The following is a 20,925-nucleotide window of genomic DNA, read 5'->3' on the forward strand; positions in this document are numbered from 1 at the left end:
GTTTGAAAACCGTCTTGAAACTAAAATGGCCGATTGCGATCGGTTTGATCATACTGACTGCTGTCTTGTTCTTGTTGGCACCTGATTTGGCGAAACAAGCAGAGGATGCAGGGTCATTCCAATTGCCGAAAACCTCAGATTCACAAAAAGCGGCAGATATGCTAGAAGCTGCGGGCGAAGCGGAGGAAACTTTATCTCTGGTGTATCCGTTAGAGCAACCAGCAGATGAAGCGAAGAAGAAAGAAATCTCCGCAACTGCTAAGACAATTAAAGAACTGAATAAGACCGTGACAAATGTGCTAGATCCATTTGAAAGTGAAGAAATGGAGGGCCAGCTAGTTTCAGAAGATGAGAAGACCGTCTTATTGCCGATTACAGTCGATGGAACACAAGATGAAATCATACAGTTGGCAGAGCACATCAAGAAAGAAGTTTTGCCGCAAGATCAAACGATATATATGACTGGCGAAGCGATTATTAATCATGATGTCAATGAAAGTGCGCAAGAAGGATTGAAAAAGACGGAATTGATTACGGTCGTATTGATTTTTGCTTTATTGCTCATCGTTTTTCGTTCGATCGTGACACCGTTCGTTCCGTTGGTGGCTGTAGGGATTACATATTTATTAAGCCAATCCTTCGTTGCATTTTTCATCGATTGGTTTGGATTTCCGGTATCCAACTATACGCAAATTTTCTTGGTAGCCATTTTATTCGGTCTTGGTACGGACTACTGTATTTTGTTATTGAGTCGTTACAAAGAAGAGTTATTAGCTGGGCATGAAGTAGAAGAAGCGATTGTTAACACGTATAAGACAGCGGGTCGGACACTATTTATCAGTGCGATGGCAGTATTTATCGGTTTTGCAGCAATTGGTTTTGCAGATTTCCCGATCTTTAAATCGGCAGTGGCGGTAGCTGTTGGGATTGCTGTACTAATGGTCATTCTCTATACCATTGTTCCGTTGTTGATGTTGTTGTTGAAAGAGAAATTATTCTGGCCGTCTAAAGGCGCTGCATCTCACAAAGACAGCAAGATGTGGATTGCGTTCAGTAAGGTGTCTGTTATGCGTCCGCTCGTATCTATGCTGATTGTAGCGATCATTACGGTTCCGCTTTTATTGACATATGATAATGATTTATCTTTTAATACGGTTGATGAAATCGACAGCAGTAAGGAATCAGTAAAAGGATTGAATTTAATTTCTGATGCATTTGGTGAAGGGGATTCATTACCGGTGCAAGTATTGCTGAAAAAGGATGCGCCGATCGTTAAAGAAGGCGACGTGACGTATCTGGAAGCAATTGCTCGTGACTTGGAGAAGGTAGACGGTGTCAAGAGTGTCCGTACCGTGACACGTCCAACCGGTAAATTACTTGAAGATTTATATGTAGACCATCAAATAGCACTAATGGCAGATGGATTGAATGAAGCAACCGATGGATTGAATGAAATCGGTAAAGGACTTAGAAGTGTCCAAGGCGGATTAAATGAAGTAGTTGGGCAATTGCCATCTGGTTCAGCGGGTGGAAATGGACTTCGCCAAGCCGCTAATGGCATGGAGCTAATTAATGGCCAGTTAACGCAAATTGCAGGTGGTTTACAACAAGGAATGCCTGCCGCACAAGCTGCTGGAGGATTGAATGCTCTTAGTACAGAACTAGGTAAAATCAGTGCAGGCATTGCAAGTGCAGCCTCACAAATTGATCAAAGCGGCTCACAGGTTGGGACGCTAAGCAGTGGGTTGAAAGAACTCGCTGCTGGAGTGAAGGCTTCAAATGATGGGTTGACTGAAGTTGGGAACGGCTTGAAAGAGTTAGCTGATATGCTTCATGAAATGGGAGATACGAAGAGTGTACGAGATACAGGATTATTCATTCCATCAGGCACGCTTGACAATGAAGAGTTTAAGCCAGTGATCGATCGCTACACGTTTGATGGAGAAAAAGGCATCTTAATGGAAGTTATTTTGTCCGAAAATCCATATTCTCGAGACGCGATTTCTACTGTACATGATATTAAACAGACCGTCAAACGTTCTGTGATGGGTACTCCGTTTGAAGAAGCGGAGCTTGCATTCAGCGGTATATCTAGCATGAACTCCGACTTGAATGATATTTCATCGGCCGATTTCACGCGAACGGTAACGATTATGCTAGTTGGTTTGTTTGTTGTGTTGTTCATCTTGTTCCGTTCAGCGATTATGCCGCTTTATATGATTGGTTCATTGCTATTGACGTATTATACAGCGATCTCGATTACCGAGCTAATCTTTGTGAATGGACTAGGATATGACGGTGTCAGCTGGGCAGTTCCGTTCTTTGGATTCATCATGCTCATCGCATTGGGTGTCGATTACTCTATCTTCTTACTAGATCGTTTCCGTGAAGAAAGTATTAACGGCTTGAAGATCAAAGAAGCTTTAATGCGTTCCATGGCGAAGATGGGTACGGTTATTATTACGGCGGCTGTCATCTTGGCTGGTACGTTCGGGGCGATGATGCCTTCAGGTGTACTAAGCTTGGTTCAAATCGCAACAATCGTGATCTCGGGATTGTTGCTGTATGGCTTAATTATTTTGCCGTTGCTTATTCCGGCAATTACGGTTTCATTTGGGCGAGGTGTTTGGTGGCCGTTTAGAGGATGAAGTAATTATAGATACGCTCAGCTAATATGGCTGGGCGTGTTTTATTTGTTACTGACCAGCGAGATATGTTTTTTATTTTTCTTAAACGGGTAAATAGGAAAAAAACGCTAGGCAGGGGAGATCTACTAATGAAATTACATACAGGGTCTTTATATTGGGAGACGACATTTGAAAGAAAAGGTTTTAAAACTAGAGAGAAGAAGAGTCTATATGATGTGGCCATTATAGGAGGCGGCATGTCGGGTGCACTTTGTTCCTATGTATTATCACAACAAGAATACTCGATTGTCTTGCTTGAACAGCAGGAAGTTGGGGCAGGAAGCACTTCTGCAAATACAGGACTATTACAATTTTCAAATGATATTATGCTTCATGAGCTGATGGAACAGATCGGTGAAGAGAAGGCTGTCGAATTTTATCGAACTTGTAAAGAGGCGCTTCAACAGCTTCAGGAAGTTGCAACTCATGCGCCGTTTGACGTTCAATTCCATAGACGTGATAGTTTATACTTTGCCAGTACAGAAAATGATGTCACAAGATTGAGAAAAGAGTATGAAGCATTAAAGAAACATGGATTTCCAGTTGAGTTTTGGGAAAGAGAAGATATAGAAGCGCATTTTTCGTTTTCACAACCAGCTGCCATCATTACGAACGGGGATGCAGAAGTCAATCCACTTCGCTTATGCATGGGTGCAATTCAATATGCGTATGAAAAAGGCATGGATATTTTCGAGCACACAGAAGTGTTGGAAATTAAAGACACAAAAGAAAATGCTGTAGTGAAAACGACAAATGGGGATTTTATGGCACGTCAAGTAGTGGTGACGACAGGCTATGCACCCACTCCCGAACTTACTGTACCTCAAAAAGATTTAAAAGTGACGTATGCGATCGCTACACAGCCAATAGAAGATCTATCATTTTGGTATGAACGGATGATGATTTGGGAGACGAAACGACCTTATTTATACATGCGTTTGACGGACGATCAGCGCATTGTTGCGGGAGGATTGGATCAAGATGCTGAACAGCTCCCGAAATCAAAACAGGCGAATCGTGAAAAGTTCGCTGAATTGAAAGTGGAATTGAAAAAGTTATTCCCAGATCAAGATATACAATTTGAGTATGAGTGGGTCGCTTTGTTTGGCGAATCAACGGATGAACTGCCTGTTGTCGGGCGGCATCCGGAAGAACCTAATGTTTATTATCTTATTGGACTTGGTGGTAACGGCACAGTGTATAGCATGCTGGGTGCGCGCATGATCTGTGATCTGATGTCTCGAAAAGAGAATTTCAATCAATCTATATTAAAAGTACAACGCTAAAAAGAGCCTGTCCGTAAAGTCGTTTCATCTGACTTTTCGGACAGGCTCTTATTTTTGTATGGATAGGAAAATTTCTGTTCATCCTAGGCTGTTTGTAAGAAGATGAAATACGTGGTGAACGACTCGTTTGGCTGGATCTGGATGTGTGGTACGTAATGCTCGGTCGGAAATCTCACCCAACCACTCATAGAAACCACATATGCGATCATAAACTCCAGACGACCGCTCATAGAAACCACACGCGCGATCATAAGATCCTGTCAGCCGCTCATAGAAACCGCATACGCGATCATGACCCTCGCTCACCCGCTCATAGAAACTGATTGGTGGGATGCAACTTGGGCACGTTGCCTAACTTTCCTATACAATCCTGCACAAAAGAACTGCCACTGAAAGATATTTTACTTTCAGGACAGCTTCTTCTTACCTCCAGTCAATAGCTTTTATGAATTAATTTGTTTCGAGGATACATCTATCTTTATTCGGGATGGGGTACCCCATCCCGAATAAAGATAAGCATGCCAAAAAGACCTAACGACTTTTCATTTTTTCGCAAGGTCTATTTATGATATAGTGAATATAAGGGATTACGAATAGTTGGTCGCTATTTCGTAATCATAGGTTTTTCCGTGTGTGATCAGGTGAAAGGCTAGCTTCAAGAACTTATTCATACACGCTACACACGCAACTTTATGGGGTTTCCCCTGAGGTTGCGTTTTTAATTTGTCATAATACTCTACGAGATGGTTTTTAGTTTTTCTTCGTAAAGTAATCATTGTCTTCACCATGAAAAACAAGATCTTTCGTAAATGGCGATTTCCCCGGCGATTGATGATATCTTTCATTTGATGTTTCCCAGATTGATAAACACGCAAATCAATACCGACATACGCATTTACTTGCTTATGAGTTTTAAAACGACGGATATCTCCTAACTCGCCTATAATCCGTACGGCTGTTGTCTCCCCGATTCCTGGATACGACATTAGGACCTGATATTCAACTTTTTCCTCGGAGAGGGTAACCATTTGTTTAATGAGCTGCTCTTTCTTTTCTTTTAAATCACGTATTCTCCGAGCATAGTCGCGTACCTGTTCACATCGAATATCGTTTCTTGAGATAGCTGGATAGGAAAGCCTCGCAGCCTCCATTAGGCATTGCCCTTTTGCTTCTGCACGCTGGAGAGACAAATTCTTTTTAGTATTTTGCTTCAAACGATTGCGAATGATTGTTCTTGAATGGTCAAGTACTTCGTCAGGGTGCGGATATAATTGGACAATGTTTAAAAAGAGTGCAGAACGTGTGGAGAACACGGTTTCCAGTTCAGGAAAACTTAATTGTAAGATCGCATGCATCCGATTATGTAAGTGATTGATTTCTGTATCCAGCTCATTATAATAGCGTGACCATGCCCGCATTTGTCCATAATAATCTTCTTCTACGTAGGTATGAGCACGTTCGTTACGGAAATGTGTCCGGGCTAATCCATGGGCATCTGCTTTATCAGTTTTTTGTCTTCTCATCGTCTTGGTTTCTTCATTTGCTTGGATGGGGTTTAGGCAACAGTAGGTATACTGATGATCTTGTAGAAATTTCTCAAGCCCTTTCGAATAGACACCAGTTGCTTCAAAAACGATTTCAGGTGCTTGTTCATCTTTGGTTTTCAGTTGCTGAAGCGTCGCGTGTAGTTGCTCAAAAGATGGACGATTATGCAGGATCTCTCCCTCAAATTCACATTGACGATGACGATTGTAAATGACCATCGTGCTTTTCCCCATACTGACATCAAATGCCACGACATGTTTAATCATTATATCTTCTCCTTTGTAGCCAATCATAGAAGTCTTCACAGTGCCTTATCGATTCCATTTTCTTATACACGATCTCGAAGGACCCAACAGACTAATCTGATTCAAATAAGGGTGTGAAGTGGGCCGGTTTTTAATACGGATTCTTTGCTGATCCACGAGGCTGTTCGGCTTTCCTCCACTTCTACTATAAAAAAATAGTAGCACAAACCATGGCCTTGGTTTGTACTACTAATGTTAGTATGTTTCTTATAAGGAATTTACATGAATCATTCGGAAATGACCAGGTAGAATAGATAAGCGTTGAATGGTATTCTCATAAATTTCTCCGTCCATATCAATATCTTTTTTTATAGGTTGAGTGATCTCCAGTTCATCTGCCTGGAAATATTCCAGCTCTATTAATTGATCATTATCCACTTCGGAATTCTTTAATTTAAAAAGTTCAAGGAAGGCGGATAAGCTATAATTAGAGACGATCAAAACATCTAGTTTGCCATCGAATGGTGAAAGAGCTGTAATTGGCAGTTCCGTCGTACCAATAAATCGTCCATTCAGTACAAAGAGTAATATCGCTTCACCTTCCAAATTATGATTCCCCATACGTATTTTATAAGGGAAGGGCTCTACTTGGTTTAATGTGCGAAGTGTGCTCAGTAAATAGCTGATTGATCCTAAATTTTTCTTTTCGTTGTCTTTTACGTTTTGGGATGTAGCGGTAACAAGCCCAATACCCCAAAAGTTCATGAAGTAACGCCCGTTCATATTTCCTACATCTGTCTCAATGATCGAGCCATTGATCAAAGCATTCGCTGCTTCTTGCAATGACTGGGGAATGCCTAAGGAACGACTGAAATCATTTGAAGTGCCGCCCGGGAGTAAAGCGATAACAGGTCGTGTAGGTAGTGGAGCGATGCTGTTAATGCAGGTGTGTACGGTTCCATCACCGCCTAAAATGATGAGTAAATCAACTTTATCGCTATAATGTACACAAGCCTGTTGGAGTTCTTCTACTGATTTTGTATTCAAAAGTATTAATTCATCTACTGCCTGAGTGAAAATGGGAACGGTCTCAGAAAGTTTTTGCTCAATATCTGTATCTCCAGCGCTTCTATTATATACGAACAATGCTCGATCGAAATGAAGCATGATTTTCACTCCTTTCCTAACTAATTATTCCCCAATCCTCATTGTGAAAACTCAATTTAATGTAACTATAAAATTTGAAAAGTTTAAAAACAATGTTGATATAATTTTTTAACTACTATATACTAAAATAATAATTTATCTGATTTCTTTGAATAGGGATAATATTGAAGAGAAAAAGACGAGAAAGAAGGGGTTTCATGCTAACATTTTTATCATCCATCGTCTTACTGATTGTAGGATATCTTGTCTACTCAAAAGTTGTTGAACGCGTATTTGTTATAGACGATTCACGAAAAACACCTGCTTATACGCAAGGAGATGGAATGGATTATGTACCGATGAGCTGGTGGAAAGGTTGGCTCATCCAACTATTAAATATTGCAGGACTAGGCCCTATTTTTGGTGCAATTGCAGGCGCTTTGTATGGTCCTGTGGCATTTATCTGGATCGTTTTTGGTAGTATTTTTGCAGGTGCTGTTCATGACTATTTTTCGGGAATGCTTTCTTTGAAACATGGAGGAGCACAGTTTCCAAAAATAGTAGGAGAATATTTGGGAGATATTGCCCGTCGTTTTATCAATATCATTTCTATTGTGCTAATGATACTCGTAGCCGCGGCTTTCACTGCAGGACCAGCACAACTGATCTCGTCTATCACTCCGCTTACATTTACGGTTTCCCTTATCTTAATATTTGGATATTTTGTATTAGCGGCTATATTACCGATTAATAAAATTATCGGCCGTCTCTATCCATTATTCGGTATCGTTTTAATCATTATGGCTGGCGGAATAGGAGTCGCTTTATTGTTTGGACCTGAGAAAATACCTAATTTAACGTTACAGAATTTGCATCCAGGAGAATTACCGATTTGGCCGCTCTTAATGGTTACCATTTCATGTGGAGCCATATCAGGATTTCATTGCACACAAAGTCCAATCGTGTCTAGAACGATGAAAAAAGAGTCAGAAGGTCGTAAAGTATTTTATGGTGCGATGATCGCAGAAGGCGTAATTGCAATGGTATGGGCTGCTGCAGGTATGACCTTCTTTGGTAGTACAGCAGGGTTACAAGAGGCCCTAGCAGCAGGGGGGCCAGCAGGAGCGGTGAATGAAATTTCAAGTTCTTTGCTAGGTTCCTTCGGTGGACTGCTCGCAATTTTAGGTGTGATTATTTTACCGATCACTACCGGAGATACTGCACTTCGTTCTGCACGAATGATCTTCACTGAGGCGGCATCTAAGTGGATAAACCCCGATAAACGTTGGGTCGTATTGGGTTCTACGCTACTATTGGGAGTGCCGATGTTCTATTTATCAACGATTGACTACTCTTTCTTATGGCGCTATGTAGGCGGAACGAATCAGCTAGTTGCAGCTGTCATGCTTTGGACAGCGACCTCATTTTTATTAAGAGAGAATAAAGCTCATTGGATTGCAGGGATACCTGCGTTATTTATGACAGCAGTTGTCGTAACCTACTGGATGTATGCACCGGAAGGTTTACACTTGAGCTACGGACTATCGGTAGGAACTGGTATTACAGTTTCTATAGCAATCGGTGCATTTTACGGGTTTAAAGTGATTCAAGCCAAACAGCAACGTACTGTGGTGGATATAGGATGAAAAGAAAGGCTCTCAGATTTACTCTGAGAGCCTTTCAGACTGTAGACAAAGGAAAAGATAGAGGGAAAGGTACCCGTTTGATCTACGTTCCAGGCGGACGCTTTCCGGAGGGCGTGGCTTGAGCCTCCTCGTCCGCTTCGCTTCCTGCGGGGTCTCAAGTCTCACGCTGATCCTCCCGGAGTCGCCGCCTTCCACTACGATCAACTAGCGTAATTCTTTGGTTTTTAGCGGATCGACCATTTCTAGTTCGTAATAGAGAGTATTGTTACCTTTTGAGAATTGTTAGAGACTAATACCAATGAAAAAGTTAAAGTTAATAACCTTTTATTGGGGTTTGTCTACAAGCTGAAAGGCTCTCAGATATATTCTGAGAGCCTTTCCCACGTATTGAATCAAATTGTAATAACTCCTAAAGCTATAGTGATGATAAACAAGACGATACTAAAACCCCACATAATCATGAAGGAATAACGAATGTGTTTACCCATTTCAAGACCTGCTAAACCTAATGCCAACCATAGTGCGGGGGAGAATGGACTGACAAATGTTCCAATAATGTTTCCAACGATCAACGCATAAGCAGCGGATATGGAAGATACACCAAACCCTGTAACGACTTGCTCTACGATTGGTAATAAAGCGAAGTAATAGGCATCTGTACTTAGTAATAAATCAAAAGGGACACCGAAGAATCCAATAATGATGTGCAGATAAGGTACAATAAATGCAGGGAGGACTTTTACCAAATCAGTCGCAATGGAATCCAGCATATTGGTTCCATTTAAGATGCCTAAAAACGAACCCGCTGCTAAGATGATAGCCGCCATAAGCAATGCATTTGGCGCATGATCTTTTATACGTTCCATCTGTTCGTTCACCGTGCGGTAATTCAATGGAAGCGCAACGCTAAATCCAACCATGAAGATAAATCCTGCCGGAACGATCCCCCATACGAGTAAACCAATAACGCTTAATGCGATTAGTACGTTAAGCCAAAGTAGCTTCGGACGTCGTAGAGAAGCTGCTTTTTTGGAGGAATCATCGTTGGCGGTGTCTGTCAAAGGTGCTTTCTCTTCGACATCCTCTTTTTCAAAATCATTCGTTCCTTTTTTAGCAATCAAACGTTTCTCCCGCATTCCGAGAACGAAAGCCATACCAATTAACAACAATAAACCAATCACTTGAATTTTTATCAATGGACGCCATAATTCCGTAACGTCGACACCTAATACCGCAGCAGCACGGCCAAGAGGACCTCCCCAAGGTACCATGTTGACGATACTCGCTGAAGTACCTACGAGTAATAACAGTAAATAAGGATTCATCTTCAGACGCTTATAAAGCGGCAACAAAGCTGGAATAGTAATTAAAAATGTAGAGGCGCCTGAACCATCTAATTGCGCAATTGCTGCAATGACAACAGTTGCCATCGCCACCGCAATGACATTACCTCGTGAAATAGTAATCATCGTATTGATGAGTGGATCAAAAACTCCTGCATCTTGCATAATTCCAAAAAACAGAATCGCGAAGATGAACATAATGACAACGCTGATGACAGAATCAATCCCGCTACTGAAAAACTCTCCAATTTCTTTAAAGTTAAATCCGGCAAAAAAGGCGCCGAAGATTGGTACAATGACCAGGCCTACAATCGGCGTGATTCGACCGCTGATAAGAAGAGCGACAATGACAAAAATGGTTAGTAATCCAATCATGCTTAACATAGATATTTCTCCTCCAATGAACAAGTTTATAAAAGAATAATGTAAGCGGATACAAACTAGGTATCCGAAAATTCTTTCTTTAATTGTTCATAATGTAACACGGAGAAAAGTCGGTAAAAAGCATATGGAAATAAGAAGAATAAAGTTTATTTTACGCATTTTGTTCATTATGTTCACGACTGCTAAATATTACATTTTAACGTATGTACGTTCAGGTCTTCCAACGTCACCGTAATGAAGCATAGCTCTAGCCTTCTCTACAGATACAAGATATTCAAGATAGCGTCTAGCAGTCGAGCGACTGACCCCAGCGGCTTCACCTGTATCCATGGCAGTCATCCCTTCTGTGGAGCTGTGATTAAGAATCTCTTCTATACGTTCAAGCGTCAGTCGATCAATCCCTTTTGGTAAGCCGTCTGCAGAAATTGATGTGCCTGCACGCGATTCTCCACCAAATAACAAACGGTCGACATCCTCTTGATTTATTTCTTTTTTTGAAGACAATAATATTTTTTGTGCACGATAGCGTGTAATTGTCTTGTTAAATCTATCAAAATCAATTGGTTTAATTAGGAAGTCGAATACACCGCCTTGTAAAGCAGATTTGACTGTATCTGACTCTTTAGCAGCCGTCAAAAGAACGATATCAATGGTCGCATATTCTTTACGAATCTGCCAGAATAAATCGAGCCCCGGACTATCCGGTATATAGACATCCAACAAAATCAAATCAGGCAATTGTTTTGTATGTTGCAAAAAATATAAGGTGTCTACTGATGAATTTACCACTTTTATAACTTGGAATCCGGTGATGCTTTCAACAAGCCGTCGGTTGATTTCTGCCACACGAAAATCATCTTCTACAATTAATACTTGTAAAGTTCTTTCCATTGGAAAACGCCCTCCTTTAGTTGTGTTTAGGGAGTGAAACAACAAAGCAAGTGCCGCCTAATTCACTAGGCTCGGTGAAAAGTTGACCATTTGCTGCAGCAACAGCTTTCTGCGTTAATGCTAAACCAAACCCTCTACCAGATCCTTTCTTCGTGGAGAATCCTTCACAAAAAATATCCGTCAGAACAGATTCTGGAAGCCCAGGACCTGCATCATCGATTTCAAACAGCAGATCTTGTCCAATATCAGTGAAAAATATAGATATTTCCCGGGAAATTGCTTGTTCATCATAAACCGCGTCAAACGCATTGTCTAGCAAGTTTCCGACGGCAGTCAGCAATGCTTGTCGGCTACCATCGGATAAAATCGAATGCAGGCGACTACCTGATTGAATAGATACATTAATTTGCAATTCACTCGCTTGATTTAGTTTTCCTACTAGCAATCCACTTACATAAGGATCATGTACTTCATCAAGTAATGTATCCATCCATTCTTGTTGGATGTTAGTTTCATTTTGAATGAAATCGAGGACCTCTTCTTTTTTATTCAATCGTGTCAGACCCATGATCGTATACAGTTTATTGGAAAACTCATGGGTTTGTGAGCGTAGAGCATTCGCGTATTGTTGAATGTTTGTTAGTTTCTTCGTTAAGTTCTCTATTTCCGTTTTGTTACGAAATGTCGAGACAGCACCTAATAATTGATTTTCGTAATAGATTGGTACACTATTGACATAAACGCTGTGAGTACCGAATGATTTCTCTTGATCAAATACAGATTGTCCATTCTTTAAAACATAGGGTAAATCGGAATTGGGAAAACTATGATGAATCGATTTGCCGATCCAAGAGTTTGTTTGTTGGTCATCGCCTGTTAACAGTTTCAGTGCAGCAGAGTTGATCATCGTGATTTGTCCGTGAACATTAACTGCCACGATTCCTTCATGGATGGAGTGAAGGATGGTTTCTTTTTGAAATAACAAATGGGAAATTTCTTCTGGCTCTAATCCGAATAAAACTTTCTTAATATAGTTTGCGATTAGCACAGCACCCATAATGGCTGCAGCACTGATTCCTAAAAGCGCGAACCAGATTTCTTTACTGTAATCCCAAATAACAGATTCAATAGATTCCGCTAAAAATCCTACAGATACCACACCAACAATTTTGTTGTTTGAGTAAATAGGAACTTTTGCACGCAAAGAATTGCCCAATGATCCTTTAGATTTTGATATATAAGATTCTCCCCATAATAGAGCACGCTCATTGTCCTCACCGACCATTTTTTTACCGATACGATCAGGATTAGGATGGGCATATCGAATTTCTTGTTGATTTCCCACAACGATAAACTCCGCATCTGTTTGTTTCTGGATTTGATGAACAATGGGTTGAATAATAGAGGAAGGATCGTCTGCATGAAATGCTGCACGAATCTCGGGAACTAATGATACACTTGTTGCAACGCTTAGGGCTCGTTCGCCGATTTGCGTTTCTAACGTATCTGTTACAAAAAAATCCATGAATCCGCCAATCAGCACAATAATGGCCACGACAAGTGCCCCAATTAGGCCAATCATTTTCATATGTAAATTAACAAGAGGCTTAGACTGTAAACTATGCCTGTTTAAATCCTCTTTTTGTATACGAATCATGAACGGACCTCCGATGAACTAGAGTGATAGACTAAGCATAACATGAGGAATGGTCATTGCAGTTATGAAAATACAGAAATCTACTAATTATAATCCAACAACAAAAAAGACTGCTTAGAAAAGTCATCTAAAATGACTTTTGAGCAGTCTCTTCTTACATCATAAAATTTTAGGAACCGATCGTAAGCCTGAACGAACCGCGCCAAACCTAATTCTTTAAGCAGAGCACATCCTGTTTGCCTATTTATTTAATGGTAAACTGTATTTTTACGGAGTTTATCAACTGCTGTCCGCCTTGGCTCGATAAATCTTTTCGAACGTGCAATGTTTATCGACTACCAACTTTATATGGCTGTGCAGGTTGTACACTACTACAAAAAGAAAAGGCCCTAACTCAATTAAAGAGTTGGACCCCATCCTTTTTGCTTATGCGCCTACCTTAGCTTCTTCTTCATCTACGCCTAATTCTTCCAAGTATTCCTCCATTGTGATGGCATTCTTGATCACGTCTGCAGGTACTTTAATTTCTTTTACGCTATTATGGTTGCTGTATGTGCCTGAAATCACTTGAGTGATCGAAACCGTATCTTCATTGATTCCCATTGTCATTTTCGTCACACCTGACAGCTCAAGAGGGAATAACGTTTTCTTGTCGATTTTGGAAACAACAACGAATTCTTCGATATTGATATCCAATGCGTCAAGGATACTTTCTAAATCTTCAGTGCCTTCTTCTTCCTCGGTCACAGCTTCAGCGTCTTCTGTCACCTGTTCAGCTGCTACTTTTTGTTTCTCTTCAACTACAACATTCTCACCTGACTCACTAGGAAGTAGACCAGGAAGCAGAGCCATTACGTCGTCCATCATTTCGCGGAATTGCTCATTTGTCAACGTTTGTGTCATGACATACTGATCTGCATATTCGTAAATATGGATACCATCGATGAATTTTTTCGTAAGTTCTAGCTGTGCAAGTGGGTCAATTTGCTGCACAGACGTTTGGAATAATGAATCTGTCAATCCTTCATCCATTTTGATCCACTTATCGACCATGCTGTCGTACTGGAAGAAACCGTCTTTCGTCAAATATGCTTCAGATGTTTGATTGAAGTCTTCTCCATCCATGTTCATTGCAATTTTAGAATGAGTATAGAGGGCAAGTGGATCTTGAATAACATCCATCTTCATATCCATCACCATATCAATTTCTTCCTCAAGCTCAGACGACTTCATTTTCTGATCAATCGTCATTTCTGCAGAATAGCTGTTTAAGCCAGAGTTAAGTGTTTTCTCTAAGAATGCTTCAACATCGTTCACACGATTAGTTGTCACTTGTACAGATTTTTGATCTTCTGAAAGTGTTACATCAAAGCCTTCTAATGAAGATAAAAATGTACTAGAGATATAGTTTCCACCATTATTCAATGTTAGAGGAAACTGTGTGTCTGCTTTCTTTCCATTGACTAAAATCTTTTGAGCTCCTGCGTTAAAGTCAACTGTCAGATACGTATTTGTTGCAGTTACCACGCCTTTGTTTTTTGACACTGAATAGCCAGCTTCTTTGAAAACATTTTCGACTGGAATCAGCACTTCACCATGAGATAAAAATGGTTGCTCATAACCCGCTACTTCCACACCATCTACTAGTAACTTCAAAGAATCATTACTAGCAGCTTGTGCATTGATGTTTGGGATAGCAAAAGCTAGTAATAAAGCTAAAGCAAACACCCATGAACCAAACTTCTTCAATTACAAAACCCCCGTTTCATTTTGGAAAACCCTACCTACGTTATTCGTAGGTATACCAATTTATACGAATAGTTCCTGAAATGGTTTCAAATAAACGAAAGTTTTTTAATTATTTTTATCAATCTTCTCAAATTCTAGCGATAAGCCGATTATCATCAAGTTTTCGCACGTAACTGCAATTGATAGTGTTAAGGGGAAAGCAGCTGATCGTTTTGCGGAACTCGTTGCGGAAAAGACTGATGGAAAAGCGAAAGTAGAAGTGTATCCATCTTCACAATTATATGGAGATGCGGATGAATTAGATGCACTTGTATCAGGTAACGTTCATATGATCGCACCATCTGTTACGAAAATGGTGAAATTGGATCCGCGTTGGCAGTATGTGGATATGCCATTCTTGTTTGAAGATCAAGATCACGCTCGTAAATTTTTTGAGAGTGATGTAGCACAAACTATCTTGAATAGTGATCAATTGGCAAATAACGATATTATGGGATTAGCGTTCTGGGAGAACGGGTTCAAACATTTTTCAGATAGTAAACAACCTTTGAAAACGCCTGAAGACTTCAAAGGATTAAAGTTCCGTGCACAAGCAGGTAAAGTACTTGAATCACAATTCAATGCGTTAAATGCAGGAAGTGCAACAATTTCATTTGGTGAAACTTACGCAGCTCTACAACAAGGAACTGTGGATGGACAAGAAAACACATTCAATAACTTCGATACACAAAAGTACCAAGAAGTTCAGAAGTATTTAACAGTAAGTGAACATGGTCGTTTGGACTATGCAATTTTCGTTAACAAATCATTCTGGGAAGGCATGCCTGAAGAGATCCGTACACAAGTCGAGGAAGCTTTGAAAGAAGCGACTGAACTAGAGTGGCAGTTGGCAGCTGACGAGAATGCAGCAAGCTTTGAAAATATCAAGAATTCAGGAAAAGTTGAAGTCACTGAATTGACTCCGGAAGAACGCCAAAAATTCGTTGACGCTCTTCAGCCGGTATACGATGAGTTCTCTGATGATATTACACCTGAATTACTTGATGGAATCCGTGGCTTAAAATAAAAAGTATTTGTTATCTAAGTGGGAAAGCGGAGATCATAATGCCTGTTTGCGCAGGCGCATAGATGCCGATCTGATTACCGGATCGGCATTTCGCTGTTTATTTGAATTATGCCAAAGTGTAATTGATCGACTGGCATAGTGCGCTACTTGTCGTCTTTTGAGCTACTCTTCTACTGATTGGCAAGAGACGATCTTGAGTGAAAAGCTGAAGTTGGAAGGACGACCAGTACTGCACTTGCAGACGAAGAAGGGGTGCGAAATATTTGAAAACATTACAAAAGGTTTGGAGAGCGGTAGAGGAAATCTCGGCAGGGACATTTTTCTTTGGCGGAATTACACTTATCTTCTATGGCGTGATCATGCGATACGGCTTTAACTCTCCTAAAGCATGGGTAGAAGAAGTAGTTAGATACGTCATTATTTGGGGTGTATTTTTGGGGTTTGCAATTGCGTTACGACATAATCAACATATTCAAGTGGATATCCTCTATGATAAGTTGCCTGCTAAAATGAAGAAGTTTGTTGATCTCTTTTCAACGATTGTCAGCATCTTTTTCTGTCTAGCTTACACGTATTATGGCTATGTGCTTGTAGAAGCTCGATATCATTCGGGAATGGTATCGCTAGACGTTGGAATACCTATGTGGATTGTGTACTTAATCTTGCCTATTTCAGGTGTATTATTTTCATTGCGTTTTATCGAGAGACTTGTTCAATTGGTGCGCGGAAAGGATGTAAAATATGATAATCCTCTTACTTAGTATCTTCTTTATTTTACTTCTGTTACGAGTTCCGATTGCGATCAGCCTTGCGTTATCAACGATGGTTGTATTGTGGCAGATTGACTTTAATATGACGATGGTGCCTCAACGCATCTTTACGGCACTTGATTCATTTCCGATGATGGCTATTCCGGGATTTGTCTTAGCAGGTGTTTTGTTAGCGCGTGGTGGAATTTCGAAGTATCTAATAGAAGCTTTGAAATCATGGGTCGGCCATTTGCCAGGTGGTCTCTCGGTTGTAACGATTTTGGCATGTATGATTTTTGCGGCTATCTCGGGTTCAAGTCCGGCTACAGCAGCGGCAATCGGTTCCATCATGATCCCTGCAATGGTGAATGCAGGATATGATAAGAAGTATTCCATGGGTCTTGTAGCGGCTGGGGGAACATTAGGTATCCTGATTCCTCCAAGTATTCCGTTAATCATCTATGGAATTACAGCTGAGGTATCGATCGGTAAGTTATTCATGGCTGGTGTAATTCCAGGAATCTTATTAGGAGGCGTACTAATTGTTTCCGCCATTTTTTATGCGAAGAAAAACGGATATAAAAGTGAACGTAAAGCTACTTGGGAGGAAAGAAGAAAAAGTTCGCTTAAAGCAATTTGGGGCGCATTCCTACCATTCTTAATTTTAGGAAGTATTTATAGCGGAGTAGTTACTCCGACGGAATCTGCTGTTATTGCAGTATTCTACGGTATTATTGTATCCGCATTTATTTATCGTGAACTTCATTTCCGCGATGTCCGTCCGATTATCATCGAGTCAATCAATATTACAGCGATGATTTTCCTTATTATCGGAGCAGCCAGCTTGTTTGGTCTGTATTTGACAAATGCGCAAATTCCGCATCATATCGGTGCTTGGATTGCAGAGAGCGACGTTAATAAATGGGTATTTATTTTGTTGGTGAACTTATTGCTATTCGTGTTGGGTATGTTCTTAGAAGCGGTATCAATTATTCTCATTACGCTTCCAATTTTATTGCCTATGCTCGTTCACTTTGATATCAATCTGTTGCACTTTGCGATCATAATGACAATCAATATGGAATTGGGTATGATCACACCGCCAGTTGGTTTAAATTTGTTCGTTGTGAGCGGGATATCGAAAGCAAAACTTGGAGATGTCGTCAAAGGGGTTATCCCGTTTATCTTCTTGATGATTTTCGTATTGGCACTTGTTGTGTTGTTCCCTCAATTGTCATTGTGGTTAACAGAAAAAATGAACTAAAAGATGGTCTTCCAGTAGAAGTTACTGGAAGACTTTTTCATTTGTTTAAAAGGTTAGTTATATAGAAAACTAGGGAAGAGTGAGTGTAAGGGAGGAATAGAAGATGGAGATCTATACAGTTGGGCATTCTACTCATACGAAAGACGAATTTCTGAAATTGCTTCATGATGCAGAAATTGAAAAGTTAGTTGATGTGCGTGCGTTTCCTGGGAGTCGAAAGTTTCCTCATTTTCATGAAGAGTGTATGAAAAAATGGCTTCCCGCGCATGACGTTGAATATGAACATGTTAGAGAACTAGGAGGTAGGAGAAGAAAGTCTAAAACCGTTGACTCAACTGTAAATGATGCATGGAACAATCAGTCCTTTCATAATTATGCTGATTACACTTTAACTTCTGACTTTCTAGAAGGTATTCAACATGTAACAGATGAAGCGATAAATAAACGGATAGCGATTTGTTGTTCTGAAAGACATCCGGCACGATGTCATCGTCTGTTGATCAGTAATTGGCTCGCTTTTCATGGCTGGAATGTGAAACATATTATAGACGGGGCGGAAGAGAAAACGCTTATCGAAAATCATGAGCTTGGAAAGTGGGGGGCTTATCCAGTGATTGAGAATGATGGCATGGTTACATATCCACTACAAACAGAAGAAAATAACTAGCTCGCCCTTTCCAATTGAGAGGGCGAGCTAGTTATTCATAAAGAGTTTTCTCATGTGAGCCATCTGCATGGAAAATAGACAGGATGCCATCGTGTTCATTTACATAGGTTTTCGCTTTTTCAAGTAAATCATTTTTTGTTTGTTCTTTAAATTGGACATGATTGCTTCCAGCCTTTTTAAAGATCCATTCGTCCTGTCGAGGTTTTACTTCGTAGTGAGGTCGATCCTCGCTCTTACCTTCTACATATTCATGTGCTTGAGCAGTACCAATCGATATGGCACGACCTTCTTCATAATTCTCTCGCAATAACGCGTTGGCAATTTCAATCGCTTTGTCTCGAACTTTTGGCTCCAAATTCTTCATCGAAGTGGGATAATCATTTTTGCTCCATGGCATGATTCGTCACCTCCTGTTTACTGAATTCCCTGTTTATTAAAAGAATAAACGTGTATAGGAATAGTTAGGAAGTACAGGAAATCCGAACTCCAATATTGGGGAGTTCGGATTACGATTATTATTCTACAACTAAATCTAGAGTTTTCATATAACGGTAAACAGGGACTTCATCTTTTACGTTTACTGGGATGAAGTTGAATGTAACATAACTATCCACTGATTCAGGTTCTAGAGAAAGGGCAACGAGATTTGCAGTAGGCTGTGCCATGCTGATAACGTAGCTGCCAGCAGGAAAGAAAACTTTCTTCGCAGACAATTCTGCTTCTACATCAGCCAACAAATGCCCTTCATAATAGTTCGTATTCACTTTTTTATCAGTAATTACATAGCTTTCCACTTCGAGTTCCTGTGCATTCGTAGTTTTCAAGATAGTTGCACCTTGGATTTTTAGCTTGTCCGCGATATGATGATAAGCTGGCGGCAAAATATAGGCAGTTGGACGTACTCTTTCCAAAGTAGCCACGCCTTCTGTTGCGCTATTGTAGCTAACAGGCACTTCTTTTACTGTACCAGTTGCTACATCGACTACTTCCAATGTTTGATCTTTCATTTTCTTACGATCGCTTCGTAAAATTACTGTATCGTTGTCTGAAACAGTTTTTCCTTTTGCGATAATTTCGTCACGCGCGTCTTGTACCATTGTCTTAATACGATCAGCATGTTCAGCAGTTGTTCGTAAAATGCTAGAATGCGTTTCGACTTGTGAAGCTACACGGCGTACGAAATTTTCTTTTCCTATTCCAATGCCACGGCTTTCAACTAAGAAAGAGAAACTTGGCTGAAGACCATTCGCGTTTCTACCAATTCTAGCTTCCATTCCTCCTTCATCTAATGTGACATGCCCATCCTTTAAACTATTTGTAAAATATTCTCGGCTCGAATATCCCTTTTTTTCTAGATCGTTAAAGACCTTATTACCAAATAAATCATCTGATTCCTTACGAATTTGCTCTGGAATATTTAAATTTTTCCCGGATAGCAATAAGATGTCATGATATTTAATGGAACCTTGCTCGCCAAATTGCTTGAAAGTAGAGTCGCTTAATCCATATTCATGGGCATCTACCACGACTTCTGGGGTGAATTGATTCATCGCTTTGTGAAGAGCTTGCGTTTCTGGAAGATCTAATTTCACATGATCTCGATTAGCATCTAAGCGTAAGGCGGTTTGTCGCTGGAAGTATTGTGCTCCGTCTGGATTGATACGCGGCACAATGATGACGTTTATCTTCTCCAAAACTTCCGCTCCAAGACTGCCATTTGCTAATTCATTCGCCATGACAAGCATAGATTCTCCACCAGCAGGTTCATTGCCGTGAACATGTCCTTGCAACCAAACAGTGGGCTTCGCTTTAAATTCTGCTGAATCTTTTCCACTTGTGGTAGTGAAAGTTAGCATAGGCAATTCCACACCTTCAAGGGAATGACCGAACACTTCCATCGTGACAAGATGTGGGTTTTTGTCAACAATCGACTGAAGATAGCTCATCATGTCAGCATTGTTTGTCATCCATTTGTCTTTTTTTAAGCCTGGCGTCACTAAATTAAAATCAGGTTCCTTATAAAGTTCTAAGATTTGTGAAGATTGTTGGTAATAAGTGCTCGGTGCATAAGATATATGTGAAGAATTCGTTTGACCAGCTGCTGGAGGAGGTGAAGAATGTTCGGTTGTTGCAGCGGATGAATAAATAGGTGCAGCGACAAGTGTAGCTAACACTGTGGGTATGATTAGTTTTCTTTTCAGCATAGGTATCCCCCTATTAGTTAAATATTTTATCTTATAGTAAGCGCTTACAATAGTAAATTATAGTAGTTAGCTAAATAACTCAAGTACCTAAGACTATTTTAGCTCAAAATGATTCTATTTAGCTAAAGTGCTAAAATTTCGCAGTGCTCTTGATGCAATCAACTTAGTTAATCAGCAAATTAAGAAAATTATACATGACCTTAGTGATATTTCATGAAATTCTTTATTTACTTATAAAAACATAAAATGCGATGGGGACGTGGATAAACCATAATATTAGAAGAGAATAATAGATGTCATAAGTCCTGTACTATTATTGTTATATTTAAATTATTTTGAATAATTTTATTCTAATGTTAGAATAAGAGGGAGTGAAAATTAGTTCACCGCACGATC

At 40.1% G+C, this 20,925-nt stretch carries 15 protein-coding genes; 7 read left to right on the plus strand and 8 right to left on the minus strand.

Annotated elements, in window-relative coordinates:
• Positions 1 to 2: 2 nt before the first annotated feature.
• Both GD002_RS01365 and GD002_RS01370 read left to right on the plus strand, forming a co-directional pair.
• Positions 3 to 2,648: an MMPL family transporter gene (locus GD002_RS01365; protein WP_153730520.1), complete on the plus strand. Its 2,646-nt coding sequence runs from the start codon at positions 3 to 5 to the stop codon at positions 2,646 to 2,648.
• 128 nt (positions 2,649 to 2,776) lie between these two features.
• Positions 2,777 to 3,973, plus strand: a complete 1,197-nt coding sequence (locus tag GD002_RS01370) for an NAD(P)/FAD-dependent oxidoreductase (RefSeq protein WP_153730521.1) — start codon at positions 2,777 to 2,779, stop codon at positions 3,971 to 3,973.
• Between the two features lie 587 nt (positions 3,974 to 4,560).
• Here the strand turns inward: GD002_RS01370 and GD002_RS01375 are convergent.
• Positions 4,561 to 5,781 carry an IS110 family RNA-guided transposase gene (locus GD002_RS01375; protein WP_304624924.1) on the minus strand — a complete coding sequence of 407 codons (1,221 nt, stop codon included), beginning with the start codon at positions 5,779 to 5,781 and terminating at the stop codon, positions 4,561 to 4,563.
• Between the two features lie 249 nt (positions 5,782 to 6,030).
• The gene (locus GD002_RS01380) at positions 6,031 to 6,930 is read right to left on the minus strand and encodes a YegS/Rv2252/BmrU family lipid kinase (protein WP_153730523.1); all 900 of its coding nucleotides are present in this window, start codon (positions 6,928 to 6,930) and stop codon (positions 6,031 to 6,033) included.
• Between the two features lie 197 nt (positions 6,931 to 7,127).
• Between GD002_RS01380 and GD002_RS01385 the strand changes: the two genes are divergently transcribed.
• Complete coding sequence (locus tag GD002_RS01385) at positions 7,128 to 8,555, plus strand: carbon starvation CstA family protein (RefSeq protein WP_153730524.1); 1,428 nt, start codon at positions 7,128 to 7,130, stop codon at positions 8,553 to 8,555.
• Between the two features lie 392 nt (positions 8,556 to 8,947).
• Here the strand turns inward: GD002_RS01385 and GD002_RS01390 are convergent, their stop codons facing one another.
• The 4 genes from GD002_RS01390 to GD002_RS01405 all read right to left on the minus strand — a co-directional run bounded on the left by GD002_RS01390 (position 8,948) and on the right by GD002_RS01405 (position 14,579).
• Complete coding sequence (locus GD002_RS01390) at positions 8,948 to 10,282, minus strand: CitMHS family transporter (protein WP_153730525.1); 1,335 nt, start codon at positions 10,280 to 10,282, stop codon at positions 8,948 to 8,950.
• A 189-nt stretch (positions 10,283 to 10,471) separates the two neighbouring features.
• On the minus strand, positions 10,472 to 11,173 hold the full coding sequence (locus GD002_RS01395; RefSeq protein ID WP_153730526.1) for a response regulator: 702 nt from the start codon (positions 11,171 to 11,173) through the stop codon (positions 10,472 to 10,474).
• Positions 11,174 to 11,189: 16 nt separating this feature from the next.
• Positions 11,190 to 12,830, minus strand: coding sequence for an ATP-binding protein (locus tag GD002_RS01400; protein ID WP_228548244.1), 1,641 nt, complete (start codon positions 12,828 to 12,830; stop codon positions 11,190 to 11,192).
• A gap of 426 nt (positions 12,831 to 13,256) precedes the next feature.
• Positions 13,257 to 14,579 (minus strand): DUF6612 family protein, encoded by a 1,323-nt coding sequence (locus GD002_RS01405; RefSeq protein WP_153730528.1) that lies wholly within the window; start codon positions 14,577 to 14,579, stop codon positions 13,257 to 13,259.
• Positions 14,580 to 14,733: 154 nt separating this feature from the next.
• Between GD002_RS01405 and GD002_RS01410 the strand changes: the two genes are divergently transcribed.
• The 4 genes from GD002_RS01410 to GD002_RS01425 all read left to right on the plus strand — a co-directional run bounded on the left by GD002_RS01410 (position 14,734) and on the right by GD002_RS01425 (position 18,325).
• The gene (locus GD002_RS01410; RefSeq protein ID WP_228548252.1) at positions 14,734 to 15,645 is read left to right on the plus strand and encodes a DctP family TRAP transporter solute-binding subunit; all 912 of its coding nucleotides are present in this window, start codon (positions 14,734 to 14,736) and stop codon (positions 15,643 to 15,645) included.
• A gap of 263 nt (positions 15,646 to 15,908) precedes the next feature.
• Positions 15,909 to 16,406 carry a TRAP transporter small permease gene (locus GD002_RS01415; RefSeq protein ID WP_153730529.1) on the plus strand — a complete coding sequence of 166 codons (498 nt, stop codon included), beginning with the start codon at positions 15,909 to 15,911 and terminating at the stop codon, positions 16,404 to 16,406.
• Positions 16,387 to 17,658 carry a TRAP transporter large permease gene (locus tag GD002_RS01420; protein WP_153730530.1) on the plus strand — a complete coding sequence of 424 codons (1,272 nt, stop codon included), beginning with the start codon at positions 16,387 to 16,389 and terminating at the stop codon, positions 17,656 to 17,658. The genes GD002_RS01415 and GD002_RS01420 overlap by 20 nt, the downstream gene beginning before the upstream one ends.
• 103 nt (positions 17,659 to 17,761) lie before the next feature.
• Positions 17,762 to 18,325, plus strand: coding sequence for a DUF488 domain-containing protein (locus tag GD002_RS01425; protein ID WP_153730531.1), 564 nt, complete (start codon positions 17,762 to 17,764; stop codon positions 18,323 to 18,325).
• Positions 18,326 to 18,356: 31 nt separating this feature from the next.
• On the opposite strand, the gene GD002_RS01430 is transcribed toward GD002_RS01425, so the two are convergent.
• Complete coding sequence (locus GD002_RS01430; RefSeq protein WP_153730532.1) at positions 18,357 to 18,722, minus strand: DUF2188 domain-containing protein; 366 nt, start codon at positions 18,720 to 18,722, stop codon at positions 18,357 to 18,359.
• A 118-nt stretch (positions 18,723 to 18,840) separates the two neighbouring features.
• Positions 18,841 to 20,529, minus strand: coding sequence for a M14 family metallopeptidase (locus GD002_RS01435; RefSeq protein ID WP_153730533.1), 1,689 nt, complete (start codon positions 20,527 to 20,529; stop codon positions 18,841 to 18,843).
• Positions 20,530 to 20,925 lie beyond the last annotated feature (396 nt).

The organism is Sporosarcina obsidiansis (assembly GCF_009651005.1).
Taxonomy (GTDB): Bacteria; Bacillota; Bacilli; order Bacillales_A; family Planococcaceae; genus Sporosarcina; species Sporosarcina obsidiansis.

Coding starts and splice junctions, on each gene's coding strand:
- GD002_RS01370 (WP_153730521.1), top strand. CDS start 2,777: ATGAAATTACATACAGGGTCTTTATATTGGGAGACGACATTTGAAAGA.
- GD002_RS01380 (WP_153730523.1), bottom strand. CDS start 6,930: ATGCTTCATTTCGATCGAGCATTGTTCGTATATAATAGAAGCGCTGGA.
- GD002_RS01385 (WP_153730524.1), top strand. CDS start 7,128: ATGCTAACATTTTTATCATCCATCGTCTTACTGATTGTAGGATATCTT.
- GD002_RS01390 (WP_153730525.1), bottom strand. CDS start 10,282: ATGTTAAGCATGATTGGATTACTAACCATTTTTGTCATTGTCGCTCTT.
- GD002_RS01395 (WP_153730526.1), bottom strand. CDS start 11,173: ATGGAAAGAACTTTACAAGTATTAATTGTAGAAGATGATTTTCGTGTG.
- GD002_RS01400 (WP_228548244.1), bottom strand. CDS start 12,830: ATGATTCGTATACAAAAAGAGGATTTAAACAGGCATAGTTTACAGTCT.
- GD002_RS01420 (WP_153730530.1), top strand. CDS start 16,387: ATGATAATCCTCTTACTTAGTATCTTCTTTATTTTACTTCTGTTACGA.
- GD002_RS01425 (WP_153730531.1), top strand. CDS start 17,762: ATGGAGATCTATACAGTTGGGCATTCTACTCATACGAAAGACGAATTT.
- GD002_RS01430 (WP_153730532.1), bottom strand. CDS start 18,722: ATGCCATGGAGCAAAAATGATTATCCCACTTCGATGAAGAATTTGGAG.
- GD002_RS01435 (WP_153730533.1), bottom strand. CDS start 20,529: ATGCTGAAAAGAAAACTAATCATACCCACAGTGTTAGCTACACTTGTC.